Origin of the sequence: Variovorax sp. J2L1-78, assembly GCF_030317205.1 — a bacterium.
Classification (GTDB): domain Bacteria; phylum Pseudomonadota; class Gammaproteobacteria; order Burkholderiales; family Burkholderiaceae_C; genus Variovorax; species Variovorax arabinosiphilus.
This window is the reverse complement of sequence record NZ_JASZYB010000001.1, coordinates 1,135,895-1,152,709: the sequence shown is the minus strand read 5'-3', so window position 1 is coordinate 1,152,709 and position 16,815 is coordinate 1,135,895. Positions and strand designations below refer to the sequence as shown.

Sequence of the window (16,815 nt, the reverse complement as noted above, 5' to 3'; positions counted from 1 at the left end):
CCGCTTTGCGCACAACGGGTTTCGGAGCGGTCACCTTATGGACGACGGCGCACAGTGCATGGGCACATCATTCGTGGATTGGCAGGATCTGACGCAGGCCTACCTGGCTGGCATGGAGGCCTTGCGCCGCGGAGAGCCGGGCGCCACAGAGGCGTTGCGGCGGCTCGCCATCGAACTCGAACACTGCGATGGCGCCGTCGAGCAACACCTCGCCTGAGCGGGGCCGCCGATACGACGCGGGGAGGGCGGTCCGGACCGCCATGGATCGCCCCGCGATCCTGTCAGGCCAGGAGCCCTTTCGGAAAGGGTTGCCCCTGGCTCTGCGCAAAGTTCTTGAGCTCTGCATACATGGCCAGCATGCGCGCCCGCGCTGCCGCGTCGCCCCGCTGCACGGCCACCACGGCAGCCGCGTATTGGTCCGTCAACTCATACCAACGCGCCGCATCTTGAGACGCCACCGTCGAACCAGTGAACATTCCTATCCTCCGTGGAAATTCGCGCCGTCTGTTTGCCGCGCGAACTTAAGTGTTCCCTCTTAAAGCGGAATGTACAACATTCTTTCTAAGTTGTTGTGACAGATCGGTATTTTGGTGCGCCGAGCAGGGAATGCCACGTCGGCGGTCGGCCAGGGCTGTGACCGCAGCGCCAGCCACGGCGCCCCGGAAGCGAACTTTCACCGGACTTGCCTCGCACCGAGGCGGCGATTAATCTGAGGTCGGTTTCTCCGGGTGGGGTATCAAGGACCAACCCTTCGGGCCCGCCTCGCGCGGGCCTTCTTTTGCGCGCTGCTCGGCACACGCGACGGAATTCACCTCGGCGACAGAGGGTTTGTCCGGACGCCTTCGACCCTTGTTGGGCCGCAGCCTCTTGTTCATAATTATCCGTAATTACCTGAAATTACGGGGCCGACGGCCTGCCTTCCCGCCCTCCAGGGTCCGACCGGAACCACCATGCGCCTCGTCCCGAATTCGCTGCACGACCAGGTGGCCGCCACCTTGCGGGAAGAGATCTTCGCGGGGTCGCTCACGCCCGGCAGTTTCCTCGACGAGACGGCGCTGTGCGAGCGGCTCGAGATCTCCCGCACGCCGCTGCGTGAGGCGCTCAAGGTGCTCACGGCCGAAGGGCTGCTGCGCCACGAGCCGCGCCGGGGGTGTTTCGTGGCCGAGGTCACGCAGCGCGATCTGGACGAGATCTTTCCCGTCATCGCGCTGCTCGAAGGGCGTTGCGCCTGGGAAGCCGCCCGCAACGCGAGCGACGCCGACATCGAGGCGCTCGCCACGCTGCATGCGCAGCTCGAGGCGCATGCCAAGGCGCAGCGCATCAACGCCTACTACGCGACCAACTTCACCATCCACGAGGCGATCATCACGCTGGCCGACAACCGCTGGCTTGCGCAGACGATTGGCGACCTGCGCAAGATCCTGAAGCTCGCGCGCCTGCAGCAATTGAAGGCGCCCGGACGGCTGGAGCAAAGCCTGGCCGAGCACCTGGCCGTGTTCGCCGCGCTGAAAGCGCACGACAGCGACGGCGCCGAAGCCGCCATGCGCACCCACCTCCATCGCCAGCGCGAAGCCTTGCGCGCCGTGGCGCTTCAACAGAAATCGAGGCTCGTTTCATGAACGCTTCCACCTGGATCTCGCGCAGCGTGTCGCGCCTGCGCGCCCCGGCCGCCGCCAAAACCGCCGAGGCGGCCGTCGATACGGCAGCCAAGAAGAAAGAGAAAGCCAAGCCCGAGTTGCCGCCGCGTTCCCTGAGCGAACGGCTCGACGCCACCCTGCGCCGCCACGGCGAGGCGATGGCGCCGCGTGCCTTGCGTCGTGCGCTGACCGACCTGCAGGCGGTGGTCGACGCCCGCGTCAGCGAGGTCGAGGCCGGCCGCCGTGCCTGCGAAGTCATGCGCTGGTACGCCGAGCTCGACGCGGCCGAGCGGCGCGACGTGTGGTTGCTCATCAGCGAGCGTTTCGCACCCGACGGCAAGAAGCTCAGCAGTGCGCGGGCGCGGCACGAGGCCGCCGTCGGCACCGCCGACGAAGGGCAGGCCGAGGTGCACCTGCGCCGCGCGCTCGTGTCGCCGCGGGCGCGGCTGCTGCAGCGCTTCACCATCGACCCCGAGGGCATGCGCTTCCTGCTCGACCTGCGGGCGGAACTGTTGCCGCAGGTCAAGGGCGAGCGCCGCTTCGTGCCGCTCGACGCCGAGCTGGAACACCTGTTCTCGACCTGGTTCGACGTGGCCTTCCTCGACCTGCGCCGCATCAGCTGGGATTCGCCGGCCTCGCTGATCGAGAAGCTGATCCAGTACGAGGCGGTGCACGACATCAAGAGCTGGGCCGACGTGAAGAACCGGCTCGACAGCGATCGGCGCTGCTACGGCTTCTTCCACCCGCGCCTGCCCGACGTGCCGCTGATCTTCGTGGAGGTCGCGCTGGTCGACCACATCAGCGACGGCATCGTGCCGCTGCTCGACGAGGCCGCGGCACTGGCCTCTGCCGACAAGGCGACCACCGCCATCTTCTACTCGATCAGCAACACGCAGACGGGGCTGCGCGGCGTGAGCTTCGGCGATTCGCTGATCAAGCGCGTGGTCGAGACGCTGCAGGCCGAGTTCCCGAAGCTCAAGGTCTTCGCCACGCTGTCGCCGATCCCGGGCTTCCGGCAGTGGCTCGGCAAGCATGCGGCCGAGATGCTGCTGCGCCTGGACGACAAGCGCGCGGCCGAACTGGGCCGCGCGCTCGGCTCGCTGCCGCCCACGCCGGACCGCCTGCTGGCCGCGGCCGACGAGGCGCTCGCGCTCGAGCCCAAATCGCCGGTGCGGCAGACGCTGATGCAGTGCGCCGCCGAGTACCTGGGCCGTGCCACCATCGAGGGCAAGCCGGTCGATCCGGTGGCGCGCTTCCACCTGGGCAACGGGGCCCGCGTCGAACGGCTGAACTGGGCCGGCGACCCCTCGCCGAAAGGGTTGAAGCAGTCCTACGGACTCATGGTCAACTACCTCTACGATCTCAAGCGCCTGGACAAGCACCGCGCACTGCTCGCACAGGGCAAGGTGGCGGTGTCGGGCGACGTCGACGGCCTGTTCCTCAAGGGCTGACCCGACTGCTCTTTTCCCCAAGGGCCGACCCCGCGCCGAAGGCCCCGGTGCGCAGCGATTCCAACAAGACAGGAGACATTCCATGATTCAGAGCTTCCAGCGGCGCGACATGCTGCGCCTGGCCGCTGCCGCGGCTGCCGTCCTCGGCGGCGGCGCGCGCGCGCAGTCCGGCTGGCCGTCCAAGCCCGTCACCATGATCGTGCCGTTCCCGGCCGGCGGCGGCACCGACGCCTTCGCGCGGCCGCTGTCGGCCCAGTTCTCGAAGACGACCGGCCAGACGCTGGTGATCGACAACCGGGGCGGCGCCGGCGGCACGCTGGGTGCGAGCATCGCGTCGAAGATGCAGCCCGACGGCTACGGCCTGTTCATGGGGGCGGTGCACCACGCCATTGCCCCGGCGGTGTACCCCAAGCTCGACTACGACATCCAGAAGGACTTCGTGCCGCTGATGCTGCTGGCCAATGCGCCGCAGGTGGTGGTGGTCAACCCGAAGCGGGTGACGCAGCCGACCATCCAGGAATTCATCGCCTACGCCAAGCGCAACCCGGCGAAGATGAACTACGGCTCGGCAGGCGCAGGCACCTCGCACCACCTGGCGGGCGAGCTGTTCAAGCAGCAGACGGGCACCTTCATCACGCACATCCCGTACCGCGGCGCCGGCCCGATGCTGCAGGACCTGATCTCCGGCAACGTCGATGTGTGCTTCGACGGGCTGGGCTCGTCGTCGCAGCACATCAAGGGCGGCCGCATCAAGGCGTTGATGATGGCCGGCGCCAAGCGCAACCCGGCCTTCCCCGACGTGCCCTGCGCGGCCGAGGTCGGCTTGCCCGACTACACCGTGACCACCTGGTACGGCCTGTGGGCGCCCAAGGGCACGCCGGCCGACGTGCAGGCGAAGATCATCGAGGAGATGAAGAAGGCCCTGGCCTCCGACGAGCTCAAGACCATCTGGGCGGCCAACGGGTCGGAGATTCCCAACGTCACGACGACCGCCTATGCGAATTTCGTCGATGCCGAAGTCAAGCGCTGGGCGACGGTCGTGAAGGCCTCGGGCGCCAAGCTGGAGTGATGCAGACGCATGGCCGGTGAGATCAGGATCGAACGCGACGGCGCCATCGCCGTCGTCACACTGGCGCATGCGGGGCGCTTGAACGCCATGTCGCGCGCGATGTGGCGCGCGCTGCGCACCGCTTTCTTGGATTTCGAGGTCGAGGCCGGATTACGCTGCATCGTCGTGCGCGGGGAGGGCGGTGCCTTCTGCGCGGGCGGCGACATCTCCGAGTACCCGTCCTTTCGTTTCGATCCGGTGCGACTGCGCAGCTTCCATGAAGACGAGGTCGGCGCTGCGCTGCAGGCGATGCGCGATGGCAGCGTGCCCGTGGTCGCGCAGATCGAGGGCGCCTGCATGGGCGCGGGCCTCGAGATCGCCAGTTGCTGCGACATCCGCCTGGCCGGTGCCTCCGCCCGGTTCGGCGCGCCGATCGCCAAGCTCGGCTTCCCGATGGCGCCGCGTGAGGCCGCCGTGGTGCACCGCGCCGTGGGCGACGTGCTTGCGCGCGACATGCTGCTGGCCGCCGGCGTGCACGACGCGCAGCGGCTGCTCGACACGGGCTTCCTGCTGCGCGTGGTGTCCGACGATGCGGTGGCCGACGAAGCCATCGCCTATGCCCGCCGCATCGCCGCGCTCGCCCCCGAGGCCGCGCGCGCCAACAAGCGCGTGCTGGCCGCACTCACGTCCCAGGCCATGGCGGGCGTCGCGGGCCTGCTGCCCGCCGCCTACGACTACGCCGACTCTCCCGAACACCGGGAAGGCATCGCCGCCTTCCTGGCCAAACGACCGCCTCATTTCTGACACCCCGCCGAGACCACGATGACCTCGAACGCCAACCTTTTCGCCGCGCTGCGCGCCGCCTTCCCCGCCGACCTCGATGCCATTGCCGTCGAAACCGACGACGGCCTGCTGTACACCTGGGGCGACCTCGACCGCGCCAGCGCGATGATCGCCAACCTCTTCTTCGCACTCGACCTGGAGGAGGGCGCGCGCATCGCCGTGCAGGTCGAAAAATCGGTCGAGGCGCTGATGCTCTACCTCGCGACCCTGCGCGCCGGCTACGTCTTCCTGCCGCTGAACACCGCCTACCGCGGCGCCGAGATCGAGTACTTCATCGGCAACGCCGAGCCGGCGGTGGTGGTGTGCAGCAGTGCCAACGCCGACTGGGTCGGGCCGATCGCGCTGGCGGCGGGCACGCGCCATGTCTTCACCCTGAACGACGACCGCACCGGCACGCTGCTCGACGTCGCCGTGCAGTGCAGCGACCGCCACACCGTGGCGCAGCGCGGCGAGGACGACCTTGCCGCCATCCTCTACACGAGCGGCACCACCGGCCGCAGCAAGGGCGCGATGCTGACGCACCGCAACCTGCTGTCGAACGCGGAGGTGCTCAAGGATTACTGGGGCTGGGAGGCCACCGGAGGGCCCGAGGGCCGGGGGGACGTGCTGATCCACGCACTGCCCATCTTCCACGTGCACGGCCTGTTCGTCGCCATCCACGGCGCGCTGCTCAACGGCAGCAAGATGATCTGGATGAACAAGTTCGACCCGAAGCGCGTGGTCGCACGGCTGCCGGACGCCACGGTGTTCATGGGCGTGCCCACGCTCTACGTGCGCATGCTGGCCGAGCCCGGCCTGACGAAGACGGCGTGCCGGAACATGCGCCTGTTCGTCGCCGGCTCGGCGCCGCTGCTGATCGAGACCTTCCATGAATGGCAGGCGCGCACCGGCCACACCATCCTCGAGCGCTACGGCATGAGCGAGACCGCCATGCTCACCTCGAACCCCTACAAGCCGGTGCAGGGCGAGCGGCGCGGTGGCACGGTCGGTTTTGCGCTGCCGGGCGTGCAGCTGCGGGTGCGTTCGTACGAGGAGGGCCGTGAAGGGCTCGATTGCGGAACGGACGAGATCGGGCACATCGAGGTCGACGGCCCCAACGTCTTCGCCGGCTACTGGCGCATGCCCGAGAAGACGAAGGAGGAGTTCACCGCCGACGGCTTCTTCAAGACCGGCGATGTCGGCAAGATTGACGGGCTGGGCTACATCACCATCGTCGGCCGCAGCAAGGACCTGATCATCAGCGGGGGCTACAACGTCTACCCGGCCGAGATCGAGGGCTTCATCAACGAGATGGCCGGCGTGGCCGAAAGCGCGCTGGTCGGCGTGCCGCACCCGGACTTCGGCGAGGTCGGCGTGGCGGTGGTCACGGTCAAGACGGGCGCGAGCGTCGACGGCGAGGCGATCGTGGCCGAGCTCAAGGCCAAGCTGGCCAATTTCAAGATCCCGAAGCGCTGCTTCATCGTGCCCGAACTGCCGCGCAACGCGATGGGCAAGGTGCAGAAGGCACTGCTGCGCGAGCAGCACAAGGGACTGTTCACGCAGGGCTGACGCCGCGGAACCAGCGGTCAGCCGCCGCTTGCATCATTGAGCCGCGCTAGAAGCCCGGCCAGTTGCGAAATTTCGGTGCTCGACCATCCGTGCAGCCGCTCGGAGAAGCGGTTCCCCTTGTTCGCCAGGGCCCGGTCCATCTTCTTGCGGGCATCCTTCGTCAGTGCGTAGATCGTCACTCGGCCATCCGAGGGGTCTGGGTACGCTTCCACAAGACGGGCTTGAGTCAGGGGCTGGAGCAATCTGCTCAAGGCGCTTCGGTCCATGGCAAGCGCTTCCGCGACCCGCGTGGAGCGCGTCGCGCCAACCGCGTGGAGCCATTGGAGCACCTGGAAAGAAGCGCCCGAGACCGCCGGCGTGAAGTCGGCTGCCGCCTCGGCGGTGAATGCGCGCGCGGACGACAGCAGTGCATTGAGCTGAGTGCCCAGTTCCAGAAGCGCCTGTTCCCGAGGAATGCCTGCATCTTCCATTTGATGTGCAAATGTCCATTAATTTGCTAAAATGGATTTTTGCACATTACTTGGGGCTGGAGTGAATACGTTCTCGACAATCGTGCTGACAGGGGCGACGAACGGATTGGGCCGGATTGCGGCGTCGGCGTTGGCACGGCCCGGTGTCCGGCTCGTACTCGTCGCGCGCAACAGGGCCAAGGCGGAGGCTACGCGTGCGGCGTTGCTGCAAGAAGCGCCGGGTGCGGCTGTCGACTGCATCCTGGCCGACTTCGCCAATCTTCGGAGCGTTGCGCAAGCCGGCGCTCGCATGGCCGCGGAATACCCGCAGATCGACGTGCTCATCAACAATGCCGGGATCCACGCGTTCGAGCAACGGGTCACGCCAGACGGCTTTTCGGAGATGGTTTCCACGAACTACCTCGCGCCTTGGTTGCTGACCGCCTGCCTCCGGCGCTCGCTCGTCGCGGCGGGGGCATCCCGGGTCGTGACGGTGGGGTCCGAAGCGTCCAGGCGTGCGGACGGGCTCGATATCGCGCACGACCTGACGGATACGCGTCCGTTCTCCCGCCTGGGCTCTTCGGTCATGTACGGCAAGACGAAGTTGATGGCCATCATGTTCAGTGCAGAACTGGCCAGGAGACTGGCGTCCACGGCCGTCGTCGCCAACAGCGTCGACCCCGGATTCAACGTGACTGGGCTGGGCCGGGAGCTTCCCTTCGCCGCGACGCTCGAGCGTGTCCTGCGCGCGCTCCGCGTAGGTGCGCCGGAGCGAGGCGCGGCCATCATTGCTCGCCTGGCCACGTCCGAGGCATTCGCGGGTGTCAGTGGCGGCTATTTTTCACGAGAGGCTCAACGCCTCGAGCCTGTTCAACCCGGCGGTGACGAACTCGAGCAGCGGCGGCTCTGGATAGCGACCGAGCGATGGCTGGCGCCGTTCCACCGAAGGGCTCCGCAGGGCGCTTGACGGGGTGCCGCAGCACGTACCATTGCTGCGCGGCGCTTCGGCCGTCTTCCACATTCAGCGCTCGCGCCCGCTCAGGGCGAGCGCCAGGGCTCCCATGGACAAGTTGTCTCCGCGCGAACGTCTGGGCATCGGCACGGTGGTGCCGGCCACCTGCCTGCTGCTGCTGCTGCATTTCGGGCAGGACGTGCTTCGGCCGATCGCCATCGCCGGCGTTCTGAGCCTGGTCATCGCGCCGCTGGCGCGCAAGCTCACGCGCACCGGCATGGGCCGCACGATCGCAACGCTGGTGTCGGTGGTGATGGTGGCGGTGTGCATGGTCTGCATGAGCGCGGTGCTGGCGATCCAGCTCGTCGACGTGGGCGCGGGGCTGCCGCAGTACCGGGCCGCCATCATGTCGAAGGTCGAGTCGGCGCGGGAGGTGGTGGTGCGGCCTTTCGAGCGCTTCGAGGCGGAACTCAAGGGCGTGGCGCCGCAGGCCACGCCCGCGCCAGCGCCAGTACCGGCCCCGCGTGCTCGGTCGTCCACACGGTCGGCGGCGCCCGCCGCGCCGGTCGCGAGCAACGAGCCCTTGCCGGTGCAGATCCGCCAGACCCCGCCGTCGGCCGGCGACCTGGTGTCGAAGCTGCTGGCGTCGCTGTGGGGGCCGATCGGCGAGGCCGGCATCGTCTTCATCCTGCTGGTGTTCATCCTGCTGGAGCACGAGTCGCTCAGCGACCGCTTCATCCGCGTGATCGGCGTGGCCGAGCTCGGCCCGACGGTGCAGGCGCTGAGCGACACGGCGCAGGGCGTGTCGCGCTACTTCATGTCGCAGGTCATCGTCAACGCGACCTTCGGGGCGATCGTCGGCGTCGGGCTGTGGGCGATCGGCATTCCGCACGCGGCGCTGTGGGGCTCGATCAGCGCGCTGCTGCGTTTCGTGCCCTATGTCGGCGTGCTGGGGGCGGCTGCGCTTATCGCCATCTTCAGCGCCGCGGTGGACCCGGGCTGGTCGCTGGTGCTCTCGAGCCTGACGCTCTTCATCGTGCTGGAGCTGGTGGTGGCGCATGTCGTGGAGCCGCAGGTCTACGGGCACAGCACCGGGCTGGCGCCGCTCGCGGTCATCGTGTCGGCGCTGTTCTGGGGCGCGATGTGGGGGCCGGTCGGCCTGCTGCTGTCGACGCCACTCACGCTGATCATCGTGGTGGTCGGGCGGCATGTGCGTGCGCTCGAGCCGCTGTCCATCCTGCTGACCGATGCGCCGGGGCTGAACGCGGGCCAGCGCTTCTATCAGCGCGCACTGTCCGACAACACGGCGGCCATCATCAAGGACGCACGGCTCTACCTGCGGCGAAGCACCTTCGCCAAGTATTGCGACCAGGTGCTGCTGCCGGGGCTGGCGCTGGCGGGGCTCGACTTCCAGCTCGGGCGCATCGACGCAAGGCAGCGGGGGCGCATCGACAAGACGGTGGTCGGCCTCGCCGAAACGCTGGCGGGGGGGCGAACGGGCAAGCGCTTTGGCCGGCGCCGGTCGACCGTGTCGCTGGCCGATGCCAGCCTCGGCAGCCGCTTGCGGCAGATCCGCGAATCGCGCCTCGGGCCGTACCAGGGCCGGCTGGACGTGCCGTCGCAATCGGTCGTGCTGTGCGCGGGCTTCGGCTCCGAGCGCGACGAACTGCTGACGGAACTGCTGGTGCGTGCGCTCCGGCAGGACGACGTCGACGCCCGCAGCGTATCGCTCGCCGAACCGCCCGACCCGGACATGGCCGACAAGGCGAGCCTGGTCGGGACGGTGTTTCTCGCGTACCCGCGGCACGACGCCGTCGACGCCTGGCGTGCCACTGCGGCCGAGATGCGCGCCGCACTGCCCCATGCCGCCATCGCCACCGTCAGGCTGCCGCTCGACGAAGCCGGCGCATCAGAAGAGCAGGTGAAGGACTCGGTCGACCTGATCCTGCACTCCTACTCGGAGGCCGAGGCCTTCGTCCTGCAGAGCGCGAAAGCCAGCGCCTAGCCAGGTCGGAGCCCGGCCGGTCAGGCGGCTGCGGGTGCCTACTTGACCAGCAGCACCGACACCGGGCTCTCGGCGATCACCTTGGTGGCCACCGAGCCCATCAGCGCGCGGCCGAACATGCCGTGGCCGTGCGTGCCCATCACGATCAGGCCGGCACCGACGTCCTTGGCCGCGGCGACGATCTCCTCGGGCGCGTAGCCGTGGCGCAGCTGGACCGCGTAGCCGGTGATGCCCTGCGCGTCGAGGTACTTCTTGACCGGGTCGAGCACCTTGGCGGCCTCGTCGGCGTAGTAGCCGTCGACGATGTCCTTGGTGACGTGGCGCGTGACATTGGCCGGCAGGCCGGTGGCCACGTTGACCAGCACCAGGTCGCTGCCCTGGCCGAACAGGCTGCGGTTGGTGGTGAGGTAGGTGAGGGCCTTCTGCGTGTAGGCACTGCCATCGACGGCGACGAGAATTTTCATGATGTCTTCTTTCCTTGTTCGTGAAAACGGGTCGGCCCCTGGCCGCACGCCGTGCATGTGACCACAGGCGCCGCGAGGCTTCCAATGAAGCCCCCGGGACGGCTGCGGTCTTGTCGTCGCACGTTCAGCGCAGCACCAGCACCGGCAGCGTCGAATGCGTCAGCACATGCTGCGTCTCGCTGCCCAGCAGCAGGCGCTTGATGCCCTTGCGGCCGTGCGAGGCCATGACGATCAGGTCGCACTTGTGCTTCTTCGCGGCGGCGACGATCGACTCCGCGACCAGGTCGGAGCTGACCGTGACGGTCTTGACCTTCACGCCGCTGCTCTTGGCCCGGGTGGCGACCGCGGCCAGCGTTTCCTCGGCCGCCACTGCCCATTGCTTCTCGATGCGGGCGATGTCGTCGGGCGCGAACACCATGGCGCCGTCGAAATAGGCCTTCGGGTAGCGCGGCACCACCGTCAGCGCCACCAGGTCGGCACCATGCTGCGCTGCCAGCGCGATGCCGCTGGCCACGGCCTTGCGCGAGAGGGTGGAGCCGTCGGTGGCGATCAGGATGCGCTGGAACATGAACTTTTCTCCGTGATGAGGGTAGGGCCCGAGCCTAGGCGGCGCCATGCCGTGCGGCTTGATCCAGATCAAGCGACGCCGCGGTGCCCGCCGCTAGCCTTGCGGCATGCAAGCTGCCCTCCCGTTCGCCGTGCCCGGCCTCGCCCTGCCGGCCGCCGCCGGATCCGTGGCGCCGACCTCGTCCGCCGCGCTGGATGACCCGGCCGAGTGGGCGGCCTTCGGCCAGCCGATCGACGGCGACGCCAAGGACGGTCGCTGGGCCTCGCAGGTGGTGGTGGAGGGCATGCACTGCGCGGCCTGCGCCTTCACGGTCGAGGCGGCGCTGGCACAGGTGCCCGGGGTGCTGCGCGCCGAGGTGAATGCCACCACGCGACGCGCGCGCATCGTGTGGTCCGCGGCCGACGTTCAACCGTCGCGCTGGTTCGCCGCCTCCGCCGCGGCCGGCTACCCGCTGGTACCGGCCGGCGACCTGGAGGCCCGTGCGCAGCGGGCCCGCGTGGCCCGCCTGGCGCTGTGGCGCTGGCTGGTCGCAGGCTTCTGCATGATGCAGGTGATGATGTATGCGTACCCCGCGTACATCGCGCAGCCCGGCGACATGTCGGCCGACGCCGCGCAGCTGCTGCGCTGGGCTTCCTGGGTGCTCACGCTGCCGGTGGTCTTCTTCTGCTGCGGCCCGTTCTTTCGAAGCGCATGGCGTGACCTGCGCCGGCGCCGCGTCGGCATGGACCTGCCGGTCGCGATCGGCATGGCGATCACCTTCGCCGTGAGCACCGCCGCGACGTTCGACCCCGCCGGGCCGCTCGGGCACGAGGTCTACTTCGACTCGCTCACGATGTTCGTGTTCTTCCTGCTGACTGGCCGCTGGCTGGAGACGCGGCTGCGCGACCGCACCGCCGGCGCGCTCGAGGCACTGATGAACCGGCTGCCCGACAGCGTCGAGCGGCTGGCGCCCGACGGCAGCTTCGTGCGCGTGGCCGTACGACGCCTGCAGGCGGGCGACACCGTGCGCGTGCTGCCCGGCGAAGCCTTCCCGGCCGACGGCGTGGTCGTGCGCGGCGACACCAGCGCCGACGAGGCGCTGCTCACCGGCGAGTCGCGCCCGGTGCCGCGCCCCTGCGGCGCGCGCGTGCTGGCCGGCAGCCACAACCTCGCCGCGGCCGTGCAGGTGCGCATCGACGCCGTGGGCAGCGCCACGCGCTTCGCGCAGATCGTGGCCCTGATGGAAAGCGCGTCGCTCGGCAAGCCGCGCCTCGCGCAACTGGCCGACCGGGTGGCGCGGCCCTTCCTCGTCGCGGTACTGGCCGCGGCTGCGCTGGCCGGTGCCTTGTGGTGGCAGGCCGGCCCGGGCCATGCGCTGATGGTGGCCGTCGCGGTGCTGATCGTGACGTGTCCCTGCGCGCTCTCGCTGGCCACGCCCGCCGCGATGCTGGCCAGCGCCGGGTCGCTGGCGCGCGGCGGGGTGGTGGTGCACGACCTGCAGGCGCTCGAGGCGCTGGCGTCGATCGACACCGTGGTCTTCGACAAGACCGGCACGCTCACGCGCGACACGCCGCGGCTCGACCGGGTGTACAGCCGGCGCGGCGTTATGCCGGGCGACGCGGTCGAACTGGCTGCCGCACTGGGCGCGCAGTCGCTGCACCCTGCGGCGCGGGCACTGGTCCATGCGTGGCAGATGCAGCATCGGGTGCCGCCGGGCTGGACCGCCTCGCAGGTGACCGAACAGGCGGGGCAGGGCCTCGATGGGGTGCTGCAGCGGCGCCAACCCCTCGCCGGTGCCGCGCCGCGCCGCTTGCGCCTGGGCACGGCAGGCTTCTGCCATGTGGCGCCCCTGGCGTGCGAGGCCACGCAGGTCCACCTGGCCGACGAGGCCGGCTGGGTCGCGAGCTTCGTGCTGGCCGAAGACCTGCGCGAGGACGCGGCCGCCGCGGTCGGCGCGCTGCAGGCGCAGGGCATCGGCGTTCAGTTGCTCTCGGGCGACCGCGACGCCGCGGCGCGCGAGATCGCGCAGCAGGCCGGCATTCGCGACGCGCGCGGTGGCTGCACGCCCGAAGACAAGCTTGCGGCCATGCAGGCGCTGCAGGCGGCGGGATGCAAGGTCGCCATGGTGGGCGACGGCCTCAACGACGGCCCGGTGCTGGCGCAGGCGCACGCCTCCTTCGCCTTCGGCAAGGCGGTGCCGCTGGCGCAGGCGCGGGCCGACTTCATCGTGCTGGGCGATGCGCTGTCGGCCATCCCCGGGGCGATCGCGCAGGCGCGCCGCACGCTGCGCATCGTGCGGCAGAACCTGGCCTGGGCGGCCGGCTACAACGCGTTGTGCGTGCCGCTTGCACTCGCTGGATGGTTGCCGGCATGGCTCGCGGGGCTGGGCATGGCAGGCAGCTCGCTGGTGGTGGTGCTCAACGCGGCGCGGCTCGCGCGGCCGATGGCAACGGCCGCGATGCCGGCGACGGGGAAGGGCGCCTGATGGACATCCTCTTCCTGCTCATCCCGTTCTCGGTCGTGCTGGTGCTGCTGATCCTCGGGGGCCTGTGGTGGGCCGTGGACCGTGGGCAATTCGACGACGTCGACCGCGAAGGCGAGCGCATTCTGGGCGGTGATTGATCTGTATCAATCCGTAGGACGTGTCTCACCAAGACACTGACCGGGTCTCATAGAAAAGGCCCGACGATGCAAGTTCCCAACCCTCCCGCAGCGGTTTACAGCGACACCGCTGTCCGCCAGTTCGCCATCATGTCCGTGGTCTGGGGCGTGGTCGGCATGCTGGTCGGCGTGATCATCGCGTCGCAGCTCGCCTGGCCCGAACTCAACCTCGGCATCTCCTGGCTCAGCTACGGGCGGCTGCGCCCGCTGCACACCAACGCCGTGATCTTCGCCTTCGGCGGCTGCGCGCTGATGGCCACCAGCTTCCACGTGGTGCAGCGCACCTGCCAGGTCCGGCTGTTCGCGCCGGCGCTCGCGTCCTTCGTGTTCTGGGGCTGGCAACTGGTCATCGTGGGCGCTGTTGTCAGCCTTCCGCTGGGCTACACCAGCGGCAAGGAATACGCCGAGCTCGAATGGCCGATCGACATCCTGATCACGGCCGTGTGGGTCGCCTACGCGATCGTGTTCTTCGGCACCCTCGCCATCCGCAAGGTGCGCCACATCTACGTGGCCAACTGGTTCTACGGCTCCTTCATCATCGCGGTGGCACTGCTGCACATCGTCAACAGCGCGGCCATTCCGGCCGGCTGGATGAAGAGCTATTCGGCCTACGCCGGCGTGCAGGACGCGATGGTGCAGTGGTGGTACGGCCACAACGCGGTGGGCTTCTTCCTCACCGCCGGTTTCCTCGGGATGATGTACTACTACATCCCCAAGCAGGCCGGCCGGCCGGTGTACTCGTACCGCCTGTCCATCGTCCACTTCTGGGCGCTGATCTTCACGTACATGTGGGCCGGCCCGCATCACCTGCACTACACCGCGCTGCCCGACTGGACGCAATCCATCGGCATGGTGTTCTCGCTGATCCTGCTAGCCCCCAGCTGGGGCGGGATGATCAACGGCGTGATGACGCTGTCGGGCGCCTGGCACAAGCTGCGCACCGACCCGATCATCCGTTTCCTGATCGTCGCGCTGTCCTTCTACGGCATGTCGACCTTCGAGGGACCGATGATGTCCATCAAGACGGTGAACGCGCTGTCGCATTACACCGACTGGACCGTCGGCCATGTCCACTCCGGGGCGCTCGGCTGGGTCGGCTTCATCACGATGGGTTCGCTCTACTACCTGATCCCGCGCCTGTGGGGCCGCACCGAGATGCACAGCATCAAGGCGATCGAGGTGCATTTTTGGATGGCGACGATCGGCATCGTGCTCTACATCGCCGCGATGTGGATCGCCGGTGTGATGCAGGGCCTGATGTGGCGCGCCATCAACCCCGACGGCACGCTCACCTACACCTTCGTCGAAGGCGTGAAGGCCACCTACCCGTACTACGTGGTGCGCCTGCTCGGCGGCCTGCTGTACCTGGGCGGCATGCTGGTCATGGCCTGGAACGTCGCCATGACGGTGGTGGCCGGCCGCTCGGTGCGCGCACCGATTCCCGCACTGGTCCACGCCTGAAGAGAACAACACCATGAGTTCCAACGCACCCAAGACCGGCTTCTCGCACGAGAAGATCGAGACCAACAACTTCCTGATGATCGTGCTGATCCTGCTGGTGATCGCCGTCGGCGGCCTGGTGGAGATCGTGCCGCTGTTCTTCCAGAAGTCGACCACCGAGGCCGTGACCGGCGTGAAGCCGCTCGAGCCGCTGCAGCTGGTCGGTCGCGACATCTACACCCGCGAGGGTTGCTACAACTGCCACTCGCAGATGATCCGGCCCTTCCGTGCCGAGACGCTGCGCTATGGCCACTACTCGGTGGCGGGCGAGTTCGTCTACGACCACCCCTTCCAGTGGGGCAGCAAGCGCACCGGGCCCGACCTGCACCGCGTGGGCGGCAAGTACAGCGACGAGTGGCACCGCATCCACCTGAACAACCCGCGCGACCTGGTGCCCGAGTCGAACATGCCGGCCTACAGCTGGCTGGACAAGTCGCTGGCCGACGCGGCCAGCGTCGGCACCCACATGACGGCGCTGCGGCGCGTGGGCGTGCCCTACACCGACGAGCAGATCGCCGGCGCCAAGGAAGCCGTGGCCGGCAAGACCGAGATGGACGCCTTGGTGGCGTACCTGCAGTCGCTGGGCCTGGCGCTCAAGTAAGCGAAGGAGAGAACCATGAACATCGACATCACCACGCTGCGCATCGCGGCGACGCTGGTTTCCTTCGTCACCTTCATCGGCATCCTGGTCTGGGCCTTCGCCGGCCGCAACCGCCGGGGCTTCGACGAAGCCGCGCAGTTGCCCTTCGAACAAGACTGAAGCGAACATCATGAGCGATTTCATCAGCGGCTTCTGGTCGCACTACGTCACCGTCATCTCGCTGGCCAGCATCGCAGCCTGCGCATTCCTGTTGTGGATCACCAACCGGGCCCGCGCGCCGGCGGGCGGCGACAACACCACCGGCCACGTCTGGGACGAGGACCTCCGCGAGATGAACAACCCCCTGCCGCGCTGGTGGGTGGGCCTGTTCGTGCTGACCATCGTGTTCGGGCTCGGTTACCTCGTGGCCTATCCGGGTCTGGGCAGCATGCAGGGCCAGCTCGGCTGGAGCACGGCCGGCGAATACGACAAGGAGATCGCCAAGGCCAATGCCGAACTCGCGCCGGTGTATGCCAAGTACGCTGCCATGCCCACGCCCGAGATGGCGCGCGACCCGCAGGCCATGGCGATCGGCGAGCGGCTGTTCCTGAACAACTGCGCCCAGTGCCATGGCTCCGACGCGCGCGGCAGCAAGGGCTTTCCGAACCTGACCGACGGCGACTGGCTGCATGGCGGCGACCCTGCCAAGATCCAGGAGTCCATCACGCTCGGCCGCATCGGCGTGATGCCGCCGATGGCGGCGGCCGTGGGCACGCCGGACGACGTCAAGAACGTCGCCAACTACGTGCTGAGCCTGTCGGGCAGCCCGCACGACTCGGTGCGCGCCGGACTGGGGAAAGCCAAGTTCACCGCCTGCGCGGCCTGCCACGGCATGACCGGCGGCGGCACCCCCGCACTGGGTGCGCCCAATCTGTCGGACCGCATCTGGCTGCACGGCTACGGGCAGGACGCGATCATCTCGATCATCAATACCGGCAAGACCAACCAGATGCCGGCGCAGCAGGAGCGGCTGACCGAGGCGCAGATCCACGTGCTGGCCTCGTACGTCTGGGGCCTGTCGAACAACCCGCAGACGGCATCGCGCTGAGCGCGGTCGTCCATCGTCTGCA

The 16,815-nt window shown here is 68.6% G+C and carries 18 protein-coding genes; 14 read left to right on the top strand and 4 right to left on the bottom strand.

The window, feature by feature from the left end; genetic code table 11:
• Positions 1–37: 37 nt before the first annotated feature.
• The gene (locus tag QTH86_RS05580; protein WP_286645656.1) at positions 38–217 is read left to right on the top strand and encodes a hypothetical protein; all 180 of its coding nucleotides are present in this window, start codon (positions 38–40) and stop codon (positions 215–217) included.
• Positions 218–281: 64 nt separating this feature from the next.
• On the opposite strand, the gene QTH86_RS05575 is transcribed toward QTH86_RS05580, so the two are convergent.
• The gene (locus QTH86_RS05575) at positions 282–476 is read right to left on the bottom strand and encodes a hypothetical protein (RefSeq protein WP_286645657.1); all 195 of its coding nucleotides are present in this window, start codon (positions 474–476) and stop codon (positions 282–284) included.
• 474 nt (positions 477–950) lie between these two features.
• Here QTH86_RS05575 and QTH86_RS05570 point away from each other — a divergent pair, with 474 nt between their 5' ends.
• The 5 genes from QTH86_RS05570 (at position 951) to QTH86_RS05550 (ending at position 6,527) form a co-directional block, all read left to right on the top strand.
• Complete coding sequence (locus QTH86_RS05570) at positions 951–1,619, top strand: GntR family transcriptional regulator (RefSeq protein ID WP_286645658.1); 669 nt, start codon at positions 951–953, stop codon at positions 1,617–1,619.
• On the top strand, positions 1,616–3,088 hold the full coding sequence (locus QTH86_RS05565; protein WP_286645659.1) for a malonyl-CoA decarboxylase: 1,473 nt from the start codon (positions 1,616–1,618) through the stop codon (positions 3,086–3,088). The genes QTH86_RS05570 and QTH86_RS05565 overlap by 4 nt, the downstream gene beginning before the upstream one ends.
• Positions 3,089–3,170: 82 nt before the next feature.
• Entirely contained in the window at positions 3,171–4,157 is a 987-nt protein-coding gene (locus QTH86_RS05560) for a Bug family tripartite tricarboxylate transporter substrate binding protein (RefSeq protein ID WP_286645660.1), read from the top strand.
• A gap of 9 nt (positions 4,158–4,166) precedes the next feature.
• Positions 4,167–4,940: an enoyl-CoA hydratase/isomerase family protein gene (locus QTH86_RS05555; RefSeq protein ID WP_286645661.1), complete on the top strand. Its 774-nt coding sequence runs from the start codon at positions 4,167–4,169 to the stop codon at positions 4,938–4,940.
• 18 nt (positions 4,941–4,958) lie between these two features.
• Complete coding sequence (locus tag QTH86_RS05550; RefSeq protein ID WP_286645662.1) at positions 4,959–6,527, top strand: malonate--CoA ligase; 1,569 nt, start codon at positions 4,959–4,961, stop codon at positions 6,525–6,527.
• A 17-nt stretch (positions 6,528–6,544) separates the two neighbouring features.
• On the opposite strand, the gene QTH86_RS05545 is transcribed toward QTH86_RS05550, so the two are convergent.
• On the bottom strand, positions 6,545–6,997 hold the full coding sequence (locus tag QTH86_RS05545; protein ID WP_286645663.1) for a MarR family winged helix-turn-helix transcriptional regulator: 453 nt from the start codon (positions 6,995–6,997) through the stop codon (positions 6,545–6,547).
• A gap of 61 nt (positions 6,998–7,058) precedes the next feature.
• Here QTH86_RS05545 and QTH86_RS05540 point away from each other — a divergent pair, with 61 nt between their 5' ends.
• Both QTH86_RS05540 and QTH86_RS05535 read left to right on the top strand, forming a co-directional pair.
• Positions 7,059–7,943, top strand: a complete 885-nt coding sequence (locus QTH86_RS05540; RefSeq protein ID WP_286645664.1) for an SDR family NAD(P)-dependent oxidoreductase — start codon at positions 7,059–7,061, stop codon at positions 7,941–7,943.
• 94 nt (positions 7,944–8,037) lie between these two features.
• Positions 8,038–9,933 carry an AI-2E family transporter gene (locus QTH86_RS05535; protein ID WP_286645665.1) on the top strand — a complete coding sequence of 632 codons (1,896 nt, stop codon included), beginning with the start codon at positions 8,038–8,040 and terminating at the stop codon, positions 9,931–9,933.
• 38 nt (positions 9,934–9,971) lie between these two features.
• On the opposite strand, the gene QTH86_RS05530 is transcribed toward QTH86_RS05535, so the two are convergent.
• Positions 9,972–10,397 carry a universal stress protein gene (locus QTH86_RS05530; protein ID WP_286645666.1) on the bottom strand — a complete coding sequence of 142 codons (426 nt, stop codon included), beginning with the start codon at positions 10,395–10,397 and terminating at the stop codon, positions 9,972–9,974.
• Between the two features lie 124 nt (positions 10,398–10,521).
• Complete coding sequence (locus QTH86_RS05525) at positions 10,522–10,965, bottom strand: universal stress protein (protein ID WP_286645667.1); 444 nt, start codon at positions 10,963–10,965, stop codon at positions 10,522–10,524.
• Positions 10,966–11,071: 106 nt separating this feature from the next.
• Between QTH86_RS05525 and QTH86_RS05520 the strand changes: the two genes are divergently transcribed.
• The 6 genes from QTH86_RS05520 to ccoP all read left to right on the top strand — a co-directional run bounded on the left by QTH86_RS05520 (position 11,072) and on the right by ccoP (position 16,793).
• A complete protein-coding gene (locus tag QTH86_RS05520; RefSeq protein ID WP_286645668.1) occupies positions 11,072–13,429 on the top strand; it encodes a heavy metal translocating P-type ATPase in 2,358 nt (785 codons plus the stop codon).
• On the top strand, positions 13,429–13,566 hold the full coding sequence (gene ccoS, locus QTH86_RS05515; protein ID WP_286645669.1) for a cbb3-type cytochrome oxidase assembly protein CcoS: 138 nt from the start codon (positions 13,429–13,431) through the stop codon (positions 13,564–13,566). Before QTH86_RS05520 ends, ccoS begins: the two co-directional genes overlap by 1 nt.
• 66 nt (positions 13,567–13,632) lie before the next feature.
• Positions 13,633–15,066 carry a cytochrome-c oxidase, cbb3-type subunit I gene (ccoN, locus tag QTH86_RS05510; RefSeq protein ID WP_286645670.1) on the top strand — a complete coding sequence of 478 codons (1,434 nt, stop codon included), beginning with the start codon at positions 13,633–13,635 and terminating at the stop codon, positions 15,064–15,066.
• Positions 15,067–15,079: 13 nt separating this feature from the next.
• Positions 15,080–15,706: a cytochrome-c oxidase, cbb3-type subunit II gene (ccoO, locus tag QTH86_RS05505; RefSeq protein WP_286645671.1), complete on the top strand. Its 627-nt coding sequence runs from the start codon at positions 15,080–15,082 to the stop codon at positions 15,704–15,706.
• A gap of 21 nt (positions 15,707–15,727) precedes the next feature.
• On the top strand, positions 15,728–15,865 hold the full coding sequence (locus QTH86_RS05500) for a cbb3-type cytochrome oxidase subunit 3 (protein ID WP_286646758.1): 138 nt from the start codon (positions 15,728–15,730) through the stop codon (positions 15,863–15,865).
• Between the two features lie 10 nt (positions 15,866–15,875).
• The gene (gene ccoP / locus QTH86_RS05495) at positions 15,876–16,793 is read left to right on the top strand and encodes a cytochrome-c oxidase, cbb3-type subunit III (RefSeq protein ID WP_286645672.1); all 918 of its coding nucleotides are present in this window, start codon (positions 15,876–15,878) and stop codon (positions 16,791–16,793) included.
• Positions 16,794–16,815: the final 22 nt, after the last annotated feature.